This is a genomic window from Streptomyces sp. SID12488 (assembly GCF_010548275.1).
Classification (GTDB): Bacteria; Actinomycetota; Actinomycetes; order Streptomycetales; family Streptomycetaceae; genus Streptomyces.
Genome location: NZ_JAAGLT010000022.1, coordinates 153,789 through 165,351, shown reverse-complemented (window position 1 = coordinate 165,351; position 11,563 = coordinate 153,789). Strand labels below are relative to the sequence as shown.

The 11,563-nt window shown below is 68.5% G+C and carries 12 protein-coding genes and 1 rRNA gene; 10 read left to right on the top strand and 3 right to left on the bottom strand.

What is annotated here, in order from left to right:
* The 5 genes from rrf to G3I56_RS29150 form a co-directional block, all read left to right on the top strand.
* A 5S ribosomal RNA gene (gene rrf / locus G3I56_RS29170) occupies positions 1 to 91 on the top strand; the annotation flags it as partial.
* A gap of 83 nt (positions 92 to 174) precedes the next feature.
* A complete protein-coding gene (locus G3I56_RS29165; RefSeq protein ID WP_164414058.1) occupies positions 175 to 819 on the top strand; it encodes an HAD family hydrolase in 645 nt (214 codons plus the stop codon).
* Positions 820 to 920: 101 nt separating this feature from the next.
* Entirely contained in the window at positions 921 to 1,655 is a 735-nt protein-coding gene (locus G3I56_RS29160) for a VC0807 family protein (RefSeq protein WP_164414114.1), read from the top strand.
* Positions 1,656 to 1,748: 93 nt separating this feature from the next.
* Positions 1,749 to 2,999, top strand: a complete 1,251-nt coding sequence (locus G3I56_RS29155; protein WP_164414056.1) for an MFS transporter — start codon at positions 1,749 to 1,751, stop codon at positions 2,997 to 2,999.
* Positions 2,950 to 4,125: an acetoin utilization protein AcuC gene (locus G3I56_RS29150; RefSeq protein ID WP_164414053.1), complete on the top strand. Its 1,176-nt coding sequence runs from the start codon at positions 2,950 to 2,952 to the stop codon at positions 4,123 to 4,125. The genes G3I56_RS29155 and G3I56_RS29150 overlap by 50 nt, the downstream gene beginning before the upstream one ends.
* A gap of 100 nt (positions 4,126 to 4,225) precedes the next feature.
* Here the strand turns inward: G3I56_RS29150 and G3I56_RS29145 are convergent, their stop codons facing one another.
* Complete coding sequence (locus tag G3I56_RS29145; RefSeq protein WP_164414051.1) at positions 4,226 to 4,651, bottom strand: spore-associated protein A; 426 nt, start codon at positions 4,649 to 4,651, stop codon at positions 4,226 to 4,228.
* 243 nt (positions 4,652 to 4,894) lie between these two features.
* Between G3I56_RS29145 and G3I56_RS29140 the strand changes: the two genes are divergently transcribed.
* From G3I56_RS29140 to G3I56_RS29120, 5 genes are all read left to right on the top strand, one after another.
* Positions 4,895 to 5,710: a phosphatase gene (locus tag G3I56_RS29140; RefSeq protein ID WP_164414049.1), complete on the top strand. Its 816-nt coding sequence runs from the start codon at positions 4,895 to 4,897 to the stop codon at positions 5,708 to 5,710.
* A 130-nt stretch (positions 5,711 to 5,840) separates the two neighbouring features.
* Positions 5,841 to 6,053, top strand: a complete 213-nt coding sequence (locus G3I56_RS29135) for a helix-turn-helix domain-containing protein (protein ID WP_004984898.1) — start codon at positions 5,841 to 5,843, stop codon at positions 6,051 to 6,053.
* Between the two features lie 183 nt (positions 6,054 to 6,236).
* On the top strand, positions 6,237 to 6,335 hold the full coding sequence (locus tag G3I56_RS29130; protein WP_003948845.1) for an AURKAIP1/COX24 domain-containing protein: 99 nt from the start codon (positions 6,237 to 6,239) through the stop codon (positions 6,333 to 6,335).
* A 224-nt stretch (positions 6,336 to 6,559) separates the two neighbouring features.
* The gene (locus G3I56_RS29125; RefSeq protein WP_164414047.1) at positions 6,560 to 7,651 is read left to right on the top strand and encodes an NAD-dependent epimerase/dehydratase family protein; all 1,092 of its coding nucleotides are present in this window, start codon (positions 6,560 to 6,562) and stop codon (positions 7,649 to 7,651) included.
* Between the two features lie 48 nt (positions 7,652 to 7,699).
* On the top strand, positions 7,700 to 8,791 hold the full coding sequence (locus G3I56_RS29120; protein WP_164414045.1) for a lysophospholipid acyltransferase family protein: 1,092 nt from the start codon (positions 7,700 to 7,702) through the stop codon (positions 8,789 to 8,791).
* Positions 8,792 to 8,888: 97 nt separating this feature from the next.
* On the opposite strand, the gene G3I56_RS29115 is transcribed toward G3I56_RS29120, so the two are convergent.
* Together G3I56_RS29115 and G3I56_RS29110 are read right to left on the bottom strand one after the other, a co-directional pair.
* On the bottom strand, positions 8,889 to 10,196 hold the full coding sequence (locus tag G3I56_RS29115; RefSeq protein ID WP_164414043.1) for a DUF5667 domain-containing protein: 1,308 nt from the start codon (positions 10,194 to 10,196) through the stop codon (positions 8,889 to 8,891).
* A 314-nt stretch (positions 10,197 to 10,510) separates the two neighbouring features.
* Positions 10,511 to 11,281 carry an ECF subfamily RNA polymerase sigma factor, BldN family gene (locus tag G3I56_RS29110; RefSeq protein ID WP_164414041.1) on the bottom strand — a complete coding sequence of 257 codons (771 nt, stop codon included), beginning with the start codon at positions 11,279 to 11,281 and terminating at the stop codon, positions 10,511 to 10,513.
* Positions 11,282 to 11,563: the final 282 nt, after the last annotated feature.

The following is an 11,563-nucleotide window of genomic DNA, read 5'->3' as shown; positions in this document are numbered from 1 at the left end:
GCCCGGTTACATTCCGAACCCGGAAGCTAAGCCTCACAGCGCCGATGGTACTGCAGGGGGGACCCTGTGGGAGAGTAGGACACCGCCGAACAAATATTGCGAAAAGCCCTGTACCGGGTTCACCGGTGCAGGGCTTTTCTGCGTTTCCGGTCATTTGTCATTTAGGGTCCGGTTATGCGCTATGACCTCGTCATCTTCGACAACGACGGTGTTCTCGTCGACAGTGAGTCGATCTCCAACACGCTCCTGGCGGCCTATCTCACCGAGCTCGGGCATCCGACCTCGTACGAGGACTCCCTCCGCGACTACATGGGGTCCGCCATGCACCGCGTACACGATCTGGTGGAGGAGCGGAGTGGGCGGCGGTTGCCGGACGACTTCGATGACGTCTTTCACGGGCGGGTGTTCGCTGCCTTCGAGCGGGAGCTGGAGCCGGTGGCCGGCGTGGTCGGCGTACTGGAGAAGCTGCGGGCTGGCGGAGTGCCGTACTGCGTGGCTTCCTCCGGGAGTCATGAGCGGATTCGGGTGGGGCATCGGACTACCGGGCTTGAGGGGTGGTTTGACCGTGAACGGGTTTTCAGTGCGCAGGATGTGGGGCGGGGGAAGCCGGCGCCCGATCTTTTCCTGTACGCGGCGGAGCGTATGGGAGTGGCGGCTGAGAGGTGTGTGGTGGTGGAGGACAGTCCGTTGGGGGTGCGGGCCGCTGTTGCCGCCGGGATGGACGTGCTCGGGTTCACTGCCATGACTCCGGCCGAGCGGCTGGTCGGGGCCACTCAACTCTTCGGCAGTATGGGCGAGTTGACTGAGCTGGTCGTTTGAGATTGGGCACAGGCCGCGGCTGACAATTGTCATCCCTGGGTCTGGACGATCGTTTCTGTTGGTGGGGTGGGGGTGACCGCGAGGCTTGAGGCATGACAACAGTGACGACGAACTCGGCCTCCCTTCGCCGGAGCCTGCTGCCCCTGGTCCTCGATGTGGCGGTTCCCGTCGGGTCGTACTACGTGTTCAAGAACGGGCTCGGGATGAGTGCCGTCGCCGCGCTCGGGTGGAGCAGTGCCGTTCCCGCGGTGCGGACCGGGTGGAGTGTCGTGCGGGGGCGGACGGTCAACGCGATGGCCGCGCTCATCCTCGCGGTCAATGTCGTGGGGGTGCTGCTCAGTTTCGTCGCCGGGGATGCGCGGCTGATGCTCCTGAAGGACAGCGGGGTCAGCAGCGTCGTCGGGATCGGGGTGCTGGTGTCGGTCCGGCTGGGGCGGCCGATGATGACAGAGGGGATGAAACCGTTCCTCGTGAGAGGGGATGCCGAGCGCGCCGCCGCCTGGGAGCGGTTGGGCGCTGGGTCCTTGCGGTTTCGGCGGGCCGAGCGGACCTTCTCGGTGGTGTGGGGTGTGGCTCTGCTGGGGGAGTGCGTCGCGCGGATCGTGGGGGTCTGGGTCCTTCCCGTCGGCACCATGGTCTGGCTCGGCACCCTCGTGATGGTCGGGGCGATGATGGTGGCCGTTCTCGTCGGCGGTGCGCTTGCCGTTGATCCCATGAAGGGGATGCTTCGCGATGAGGTCGCCCGGTATCGCGATCGCGGCAGCGAAGTCATCGTGGCTGGAATTGGCGCCGGAATCGATACAGGTTGTGCTGGTGCGGTTGCTCAGCGTGCTTAGTAGGGCGTTGTTGCTGGGTGAGATCAAAGGTGAGCAGAATTCATGTTCCGAATCATCTACCCACGAGTAAGCCGGGGCCCTACGCTCGCCGCCATGACAGATGTGCTGCGGCGCGGTAGAGCCTCGCTGGCGTTCAGCTTTTTTGCCCAGGGCGCTGCCTTCGCGCTGCTCGTGACGCGGATCCCGGCCATCCAGGACCGGTACGGCATTTCCGACGCGATGCTGCCCCTCTTCCTCGCCGCCGTGCCGGTGCTGGCCGGGGTCGGCAGTGTGTGCGCCGAGCAGTTGGTGAAGCGGGTGCCCCCCAGCCTCGTACTGAGGTGGTCGCAGCCCGTCGTACTCCTGGCGCTTCTCGGTGTCGGTGCCGGGGACCATGTGGCCGAGGTGGCTGTGGCGCTGGGGGCGTTCGGGCTGGCCGTCGGTGGGCTCGACGCCTCGATGAACATGCTCGGGGTGAGTCTGCAGCGGGCGTACGGGCGCAGCATCATGCTCGGGTTCCATGCGGCGTTCAGTCTGGGCGGGATCATCGGGGCCTCGCTGGCCTGGGTGGGCGCGCACTGGCATCTCGCCCTCTTCGTGTCCTATCTGCCGGTGGTGGCCGTGATGTTGCCGGCCGCGCTGCTCGGAAGTCGTTGGTACGTCGACGCGACGAGGGACGAGGGAGGTGCGGAGGCGAAGTCCGGCTCGGCGCCGACCGACGCGGCCCCTGAGGGCGCCGACTCCGGTGCTCTCGTCTTCAAGATGCTGCTGCCGCTGTGCCTGGTGATGACCTTCGCCTACATCGGGGACTCGACCGTCTCCAACTGGAGTGCGAAGTATCTGCAGGACGTGCTCGGGAGTTCGGAGCAGCTCGCGACCGTTCCGTACAACGTGTACATGGTCACCACGCTCATCGGGCGGACCATCGGGGATGTCGGCGTACGGAAATTCGGGGCCGTGACCGTCGTACGAGCCGGGGCGCTGGTGGCCGCGCTCGGATTCGGTGTGGTGGCCGTGGCGCCCGGGGCGTGGGTCGGGATGCTCGGATTCACGTTGCTGGGGCTCGGGTTGTGTGTGATCGTGCCGCAGACCTTCGCCGCCGCCGGACGGCTGTTCCCCGGTGCTTCGGATGCCGCCGTCGCGCGGCTCAACATCTTCAACTATGTGGGTTTCCTGGTCGGTTCGCCCCTGGTGGGGGCTCTGGGTGATCTGTGGAGCTACCGGGGGGCGATGCTCGTTCCGATGGTGCTTGTCCTGGTGACGTTGAGGTACGCGGGGTCGTTCGATCCTGGACCTGCCCGATACGGTGACAAGCATGAGCGGCCGCGCACAGCTGATGTGGGACGAGGCAGTAACGGGGTATGACTTCGGTCCGGACCACCCGATGGATCCGGTCCGGCTCGCCCTGACCCGGCGACTCGTCGACGCCTTCGGGCTCGACCGGGAAGTGGACGTGGTCTCGGCGAAGCCCGCCGGGGAGTCGACCCTGCGGCTTGTGCACCGTGCGGACTACATCGAGGCGGTCAAGGCGGCCTCCGCCGATCCGGGGGCGGCCGACCAGTCGTACGGGCTGGGGACCGTCGATGATCCCGCCTTCGCCGGGATGCACGAGGTGTCCGCGCTGATCGCCGGGCAGTCGGTGGGGGCCGCCGAGGCCGTGTGGCGCGGGGAAGCGCTGCACGCCGTCAACTTCGCGGGCGGCCTGCATCATGCGATGCCCGGGGGCGCGTCTGGCTTCTGCATCTACAACGACGCCTCGCTGGCCATCGCCCGGCTCCTGGAGCTGGGGGCGGAGCGGGTTGCCTACGTGGATGTGGACGTGCATCACGGGGACGGGGTCCAGGCCGCGTTCTGGGAGGATCCGCGGGTTCTGACCATCTCGTTGCACGAACATCCGCGCACCCTGTTCCCGCAGACCGGGTGGCCCGAGGAAACAGGGGCGGAGGGCCCCGCGGAGGGGAGTGCCGTCAACGTGGCGCTGCCCGCCGGGACCGGGGACGCCGGGTGGCTGCGGGCCTTCCACGCGGTCGTGCCCGAGCTGATCGCCGACTTCCGGCCGCAGGTGCTGGTCACCCAGCACGGGGCCGACACCCACTTCGAGGATCCGCTCGCGCATCTCGCCGTGTCGTTGGACGCGCAGCGGGCGGTGCAGGTCGCCTGTCACGACCTGGCGCACGAGTACGCCGACGGGAAGTGGATCGCCCTGGGCGGGGGCGGATACGCGGTGGTGGAGGTCGTACCGAGGTCCTGGACACACCTGGTGGCGATCGCGGCGGGGCGGGCCGTCGAGCCCACGGCTGTGATCCCGGAGGGGTGGCGGCAGGAAGTGTTCGCGCGTACACGGCAGTTGGCGCCGGCGCGGATGACGGACGGGCGGTGGCCGGTGTCGTACGCGGGCTGGGAGGCGGGGTACGACCCGGCCGACCGGTTGGACCAGGCGATCATCGCGGCGCGCAAGGCGGTTTTCCCGTTGCGGGGGTTGCTGGCGTAGGTGACGCCGGCTGTGGGTTGCGGTGCGGGGAGCCGACCCCGGCAGCCCTGGTCGCGGGCTCGGTGCCGGGGTCGATTCCTGTGCGGGACGCGCGCCGACGTCAGTTGCAGACGCCCGTGCCGGACCCCTCGACGCCGTTGATCGCGCCGAACCACTGGACGCAGTAGCCACGGGAGGGGTAGTACACCGGGCCCGCGTAACTGAGGTACCTGTCGGCGTCCTGGACCGAGGTGGTCTCGTGGTCAGCGATGACATTGAGCTCGATGCGGATCTGGGTGCGAGGGCCGGTCGAGTTGCGGAGGGTCACCGCGCAGGTCTTGCCCTCGGCCTCGCTCCATGTGACGTAGATCCGGCCGACGCTGCCGACCGCCGTGGTGGCGACGGTCTTGTAGCCGGGGCCGCAGAGGCCCTCGGCCGTCGAGTTTGACGCGGCGGACGCCGGCGCCGCGGTGGCGACCGTGCCGCCGAGTGCGGCGAGAGCGGCGAGCGCCGCGGTGGCGGTGGCCGTACGACGGGACAGCTTCATGGTGTTTCCCCCGTGGTGATGGTCGGTGGGTGCGGGTCCGCGGATGCCGGTGGTCGACCGGCTGCCGCCGCACACATGAACTGAGACTCGGAAACCCGTACGACAGTTGCAGACACTCCGTCACTGTTCCGTCACCGGTGTAACAGCCCGCCCAGGGGCGGAGGTTCGTGCTGTTACGCCAACTGTGCGGTGTTTTCGGCATTCCTGCCGTGCCCGGTGCCGCCGTCCGTCACCATCGCTTTCGTGCTGAGTGCCGGGGCGTTGCGTGCCCATCTCCTGGCCGCCCGTCTCGCCGGGCCCGTGGCCACCTCGCGGGAGGAGAGTCTGCGGAGTTATCGGCTTTTCGCCGCCCGTGATCCCCGGGTGACGATCGGACTCGATCCCGAACGGACTTGGCGGCAAAGGGATCTGCTCCGGTTGATGGCCGACAGGTGCGGGGTTTCTGCCGATCCGCAGTGCACCTCCGGATGTGATGTGATCGACCCGGAACGGACGCTCGTGGCCCTCGACGCCTTCGCCGAACGACTCTCCGCAGTCGCGCGGCGCCGGGCTCCCGTACTCCTGGGCACCGGTCACCCGCATCGACTGCTCGATTTCTACGCCGCACTGGCAGACGCTCTGTCGGCGGCGGGATGTGCTGTTCTCACCCCAGCGCAGGGTAGCTCTGTCGACATAACGACCCGGTTCGGTCTACGCACGTACAACCTCGACTACGTACGAGGAGTCGGGCTGGTACGGGAACAGGGTGCTGGGGCCGCCGGGCGTGAGCCGGGCGCACACACGCACTCTCCCCTCCCCGTTCGGACCGCTCTGACGGCCGCCGCCGAGGCCGGCGGGACGTTCCCGGAGCTGGTGATCGGGGACCACGGGTGGGTCTGCGGTGCAGGTCAACTGGGGTTCGAGGCCATCGGGCTGGCCGATACGGACGATCCCGCGCTCTTCGTCGGAGAGGCAGAGGGGCGCGTGTCCGTCGTCGTTCCACTTGATGACGCTGTGCGGTCTGATTACTACCGGCCGATTACCCGCTACGTACTCAATCGAGCGTGTCTGTCACAGTAGGCCGCCGATGGGTGCACCTCTTCCCCACTCGCATCACCCGCCCCTACATTGGGGAGTGAGCACGCAGCGACGAAGAGTCACCGGAAGGGGAAGCCGGTGGCCAGTCGAGTGCGGAAGGTTCGGGTGTGTCATGGCTGCAGCTGGCGAGAGGCCTCTGAACGAGGTTCAGTTCCTGACCGTGGCGGAAGTCGCCTCGGTGATGCGAGTGTCCAAGATGACCGTGTACCGGTTGGTGCACAGCGGTCATCTGCCCGCGATTCGGGTGGGGCGGTCCTTCCGCGTCCCCGAGCAGGCGGTTCATGAGTACCTCCGCGAGAGCTATGTGGGGGTGGAGACAGCCTGACGGCGGTCGAGGGGGGGCGGATGGGGACCCTCAGGGCTTTACCGGGTCCCACTTGATCTCGTCCGATCTCCTCGATCGCCCTCGATTACGACCTCAGCGCTCGGACGGGTAGGCTGGCCCCTTGTAGGTCGTATGGGCCCATGGCGCCCAACGCCGAGTTATGAGAAGTGAGCGAGGGTAGTCGTGGGCTCTGTTATCAAGAAGCGGCGCAAGCGGATGGCCAAGAAGAAGCACCGCAAGCTGCTGAAGCGCACGCGCGTTCAGCGTCGCAACAAGAAGTAGTAGTCGGTCCGGTCGCGAGATCGGAACCGCTGCTTCTCCGCGACGCAATGAAAGCGTGAGCGTGAGTTTGAGGACTGTGGCCCCCCACCGGTTTCCGGTGGGGGGCCACAGTCGTACATTCAGGGTCCCCGTGACTTCATGCATCGGGCGGGCATCACAGCGCAACAACAACCCGCTAGGTTGGGCTGCGCACGGGAAACACGGCTGGAAGGAAGGCGCTGATCTTGGGCAAGGTCGTGCTCGTGACCGGAGTGGCCCGTCAGCTGGGGGGCCGGTTCGTACGGCGGATCCAGCGTGACCCCCAGGTGGACCGGGTTATCGGCGTGGACGCGGTCGCCCCCGAGCACCATCTGGGCGGCGCCGACTTCATCCAGGCCGACATCCGGCAGCCCACCATCGCGCGGGTGCTCGCCGAGACGAACGCCGACACGGTCGTGCACCTGGACGTGACGGGCATCGCGCTGGGCAGCGGCAGCCGGGTCGCGCTCAAGGAGACCAACGTCATCGGCACCATGCAGTTGCTGGGTGCCTGTCAGAAGTCGCCCACCGTGAAGCGGCTCGTCGTGAAGTCCAGTACGAACGTGTACGGCTCCGCGCCCCGGGATCCGGCGGTGTTCACCGAGACCACGTCGCCCAAGTCGCTGCCCAGCGGCGGCTTCGCCAAGGACGCGGTCGAGGTCGAGGGGTACGTACGCGGGTTCGCGCGGCGCCGGCCCGACGTCGCCGTGGCCGTGCTGCGCTTCGCCAACATCCTGGGGCCGACCGCGGATTCGCCGCTCGCCCAGTACTTCGCGATGCCGGTCCTGCCGACCGTGTTCGGCTACGACCCCCGGCTCCAGTTCGTGCACGAGGACGACGTGATCGAGGTCCTGCGCATCGCCTCGCACGAACCGGAGCGCGGAACGCTCAACAGCGGCACGTTCAACATCGCCGGCGACGGGGTCCTGCTGCTCTCGCAGTGCTCCCGGCGGCTCGGCCGCCCCACCATGCCGCTGCTGCTGCCCGCGGTCACCTGGGCCGGTTCGCTCGTGCGTACGCTGGGCGTGTCGGACTTCTCGCCCGAGCAGATCCGGCTCCTCACGCATGGCCGGGTCGTGGCGACGAATCAGATGCGCGAGACTCTGGGGTACCGGCCGAAGTTCACGACCGCCGAGACGTTCGAGGACTTCGCGCGCGTCCGCGGTCCCGGTCTGCTGCCGCCGGCGGCCCTCGCGCGGGTCGTCGACCGGATCGCCGGGTTGCCCTTCGCACCCTTCGCGGGCGGTGCCCGCGCCACGACCACCACCACAGTCACGACAGCTGCCGAAGCGACCTGACGGCGACAGCCCACCGACGCAGAGCGCCAACCGAGGAGCGCATCAACGATGGCGGATGCCAAGGTCATTCCGTTCGACGACGACAGGTCCCGCACGGGCGCCGCCCCGCGGCCGTCGCGCCGCCGGAGCGCGGGGCGGCGCAAGGGCGAATCGGCGGTGGTTCGCGAGGTCCAGCCCCTGCCAGGACGGGCCCGTCCACAGGATGATGTTCAGGTGACACAAGAGCAACAGCCGCCCCAGCAGTCCCAGGACCACCCTGAGCACCAGTCTCCGTCGCCCGCCCCGGATGCGGGTGGCGTCGGCGGCCTGGAGCGGCGTATCGCGGGCGGCCTGTCCTTCCTGCGTCGCCGGCTCACCGGGGACTACGAGGTCGACGACTTCGGCTACGACGCCGAACTCACCGACCAGGTTCTGATGTCGATGGTGCGCCCGCTGTACGAGAAGTACTTCCGGGTCGAGGTCAAGGGCATCGAGAACATCCCGACCGAGGGCGGCGCGCTGATCGTCGCCAACCACTCCGGGACGCTGCCGCTGGACGGCGTGATGATGCAGGTCGCCGTGCACGACAACCATCCGGCGGGCCGCCATCTGCGGCTCCTCGCGGCGGACCTGGTCTTCATGCTGCCGGTGATCAACGAACTGGCCCGCAAGGCCGGTCACACCCTGGCCTGCGCCGAGGACGCGGAACGGCTCCTGGGGCGCGGCGAACTGGTCGGCGTGATGCCGGAGGGCTTCAAGGGCATCGGCAAGCCGTTCAGTGAGCGGTACAAGCTCCAGCGCTTCGGGCGTGGCGGCTTCGTGTCGACGGCACTGCGGCAGCGCGCGCCGATCATCCCGTGCTCGATCGTCGGGGCCGAGGAGATCTACCCGATGATCGGCAACGCGAAGACGCTGGCCCGGGTGCTCGGCTTCCCGTACTTCCCGATCACCCCGACGTTTCCGTTGCTGGGTCCGCTGGGCGCGATCCCGCTGCCCACGAAGTGGACGATCCAGTTCGGCGAGCCGATCCGTACGGACGGCTATCCGCCGGAGGCGGCCGAGGACCCGATGCTGATGTTCAACCTGACGGACCAGGTCAGGGAACAGATCCAGCACACCCTCTACAAGCTGCTGGTGCAGCGGCGGTCGGTCTTCTTCTGACGCGGTTCTTTCTCTTTCGCTTTGGCCGATGCCTGTACGGCGGTTGGGGCGCCCTTCGTCAAGAAGGGCGCCCCAACCGCCGTACGGCCGACTGCTGCTAGCTCGCGTCCTCGCTGTCGATGCCCAGGCCGGGCAGCAGGCCCGGGAGGAGCGGTGGGAGCGTGACGTCCGGTTCGGTGGTGGACGGGGTGCTCGTCGACGGGGACGCCGTGCCGCTGTTCTGGGGCGGGTCGAGGAGGCCCCCGGTGTTGCCGCCGAGCAGGCCGTCGCTACTGGCGCCGGAGGCGGACGGCTTGGGGTTGCCGCTGCTGGGGTCGCGCCCGTCGGCGGGGTCGCCGCCGGTATCGCTGGGCGCGGCCGACCGGTCGGAACCGGACGAACTCGTGCTCGACTCCGGCCCGGAGCCCTGCCGCTGGCCCCCGCCGCCACCCGCGCCGCCGCCGCTCCGGGAGGGAGGCTTCGGCAGCAGGGACTGGAGCGGGGCGACCTCTTGGTCTATGGCGTCGAAGACCGACGACACCTCCTGGCTCACGTCCCCGAGCTGCACGGGAAGACGGTCGCGCAGGGCGCCCCAGGCCTCGCGGTGGGAGCGGGAGAACGCGTCCAGGGCCTGGATGGGGCCCAGGGAGTCCGGGTCGCGCTGATACGCCTCGTGCAGCAGGCGGTGGCCCTCCGAGACGTCGTGCCTCATACCCGAGAGGGCGCGGCGGATCTCGCCGAGCGACTCGTGGTCGAGCTGACCGGCGCGGTCGCGCTCCATCAGCCGGCGTGCCTCGTTGAGCCGGGTCGAGGCCTGGTCGAGGTAGACCTGGCCGCGTTCGCTGTCGCTGTCGGCCAGGTAGTTGAGCTTGACGTCCTCGATGCCGCGCTTGAGGCCGTAGAGCGAGTCACCGGGCAGGGCGTCGGAACTGGCAGCGGCGACGCCGCCGAAGGCTCCCGCGGCCACACCCACGCTGAGTCCGCCGGCGGCGAGACCCTTCGTGAGCCGTGTACGCGGTCGCAACTTCCCCAGCCCGCTCGCCCGGTGAGCGCCCTTGGCCCGGGAGCGCTGCTCGGGCACCAAAGGGTTCGCCGCCTCGCCTCCCGGCACCGTGCCGTCCCGCAGCATGGCCTCCATCGCGGCCACCAACTGGGCCCGGTGGACGACCTTGACAGCGGGGTCGAGCACCGGCTTGGGCAGTTCGCCGAGACCGGTCGCGAGGGCCACCAGTGGGTTCGGTTCGGTCCGTTCCGCCCGGTGGTCCGCCTGGTGGTCCGCCCGTTCCGCGGCAGCCGGGGCCGGTTCCGGTGCGGTGTCCGGTGCCGGTCCTTCGGGCTGTTCGGCCGCCGAGTCCCGGTCGGACAGCTCCTCCAGGGCCTGGGCGAAGGCGTTCGCCCGCCGGTGCGCCGAAACGTTCGCGATCACTGGCGGCACCTCCTCTCGTCATGACGGTCGGCTCCCCAGGGGGTCCTGAGGGTTGCACTTTCCTGACCATGTCCACTCGATCGGGTGATCGGAGACGGCCAGGGAGTGACCACAGGGAGCCTGTATCCCGCACAACGAGTGGCGCGGCACTTGGGTTACGGACGGCGGATGATCGGACCGCGAACTCAACGGACTTTCACGGAAGGTGAGTTGGTCGTCGCTGAGTGTGCTGTCCCCGGGCGGGCGAAGGCAGGACGAGTCCGCGGTGCGGTGCGGGGCACGGTGTGACGTGCGCGGAGTACCTCTTACGGTGCTCAGCGCGCGTCTTCCGGGAGGAGCCGGGCGAGTGTACGGACGGCGCGGTACTGGAGGGTCTTGATGGCGCCCTCGTTCTTGCCCATCACGCGCGCGGTCTCGGCGACGGACAGCCCCTGGAGGAAGCGCAGGGTCACGCACTCCTGCTGCTGGGGGTTGAGGCGTCGTACGGCGTCGAGGAGAGCCGCGTTCGAGAGGGACTCCAGGACGGAGTCCTCCGGTGAACGCGCGACCTCGTTGGCGTCCAGCATCTCGCCCGTGGTCACTTCGAGCCGGAAACGGCTGGACTTGAAGTGGTCGGCGACGAGGTTGCGGGCGATGGTGACCAGCCAGGCGCCGAAGTCGCGGCCCTGCCAGGTGAAGGTTCCGATGCGGCGCAGGGCGCGCAGGAACGTCTCGCTCGTCAGGTCCTCTGCGGTGGCCTTTCCGCCCACCCGGTAGTAGATGTACCGGTACACAGTGTCGCTGTACTGGTCGTAAAGGCGGCCGAAGGCGTCGGCCTCACCGGCCTGGGCACGCTCGACAAGGTCCATCATGCGGGCGCTGTCGCTGTCCGCGGCGGGGCGGCGAGGTGCGGCGGCGCCGGCCGCGCGCCCTCGTCGGCCGACCGCGGCGGTGCCGTCGGCCAGTGCGTAGCACGGGCCGAGTGGTGCGGCGGTGGCGAATGCGGGTACGGCGTACGCGGTGGGGACGAAGCCGCGCAACAGGTCTAGGACCGTTGCGCGCAGCGTAGCCAGGCCCGAGGCGTCAACCCCGACGTGTGGGTACACGGGACTCCCAGAGGCAGAGCTTCCATCACGTGCAGTGCGGGACCGTTCACCCGTCGTAGCGACGGAGGGGTACCGGTTTGCGTCTGAGGAGAATAACGCTTCGTACAGGCGCTGCTACACCCGGTTGCTCAAATCATCGATTACGTCGCTTCTGTTACCTATTGGCGCTCGTTTAAGTGCCGCAATGTGACAGATCGTTGATCGATTAAGGCCGAGTTGAGCTCCGCTCAGGGCGTGTTGTGGCTGTGCACTGCCAACGGGACTGGTGGAGGGGTTACGGGG

What these genes read in the sequence shown, in the direction of transcription:
- G3I56_RS29165 (WP_164414058.1), top strand. Translation starts at nt 175, where the DNA reads ATGCGCTATGACCTCGTCATCTTCGACAACGACGGTGTTCTCGTCGAC.
- G3I56_RS29155 (WP_164414056.1), top strand. Translation starts at nt 1,749, where the DNA reads ATGACAGATGTGCTGCGGCGCGGTAGAGCCTCGCTGGCGTTCAGCTTT.
- G3I56_RS29150 (WP_164414053.1), top strand. Translation starts at nt 2,950, where the DNA reads ATGAGCGGCCGCGCACAGCTGATGTGGGACGAGGCAGTAACGGGGTAT.
- G3I56_RS29145 (WP_164414051.1), bottom strand. Translation starts at nt 4,651, where the DNA reads ATGAAGCTGTCCCGTCGTACGGCCACCGCCACCGCGGCGCTCGCCGCT.
- G3I56_RS29135 (WP_004984898.1), top strand. Translation starts at nt 5,841, where the DNA reads ATGGCTGCAGCTGGCGAGAGGCCTCTGAACGAGGTTCAGTTCCTGACC.
- G3I56_RS29120 (WP_164414045.1), top strand. Translation starts at nt 7,700, where the DNA reads ATGGCGGATGCCAAGGTCATTCCGTTCGACGACGACAGGTCCCGCACG.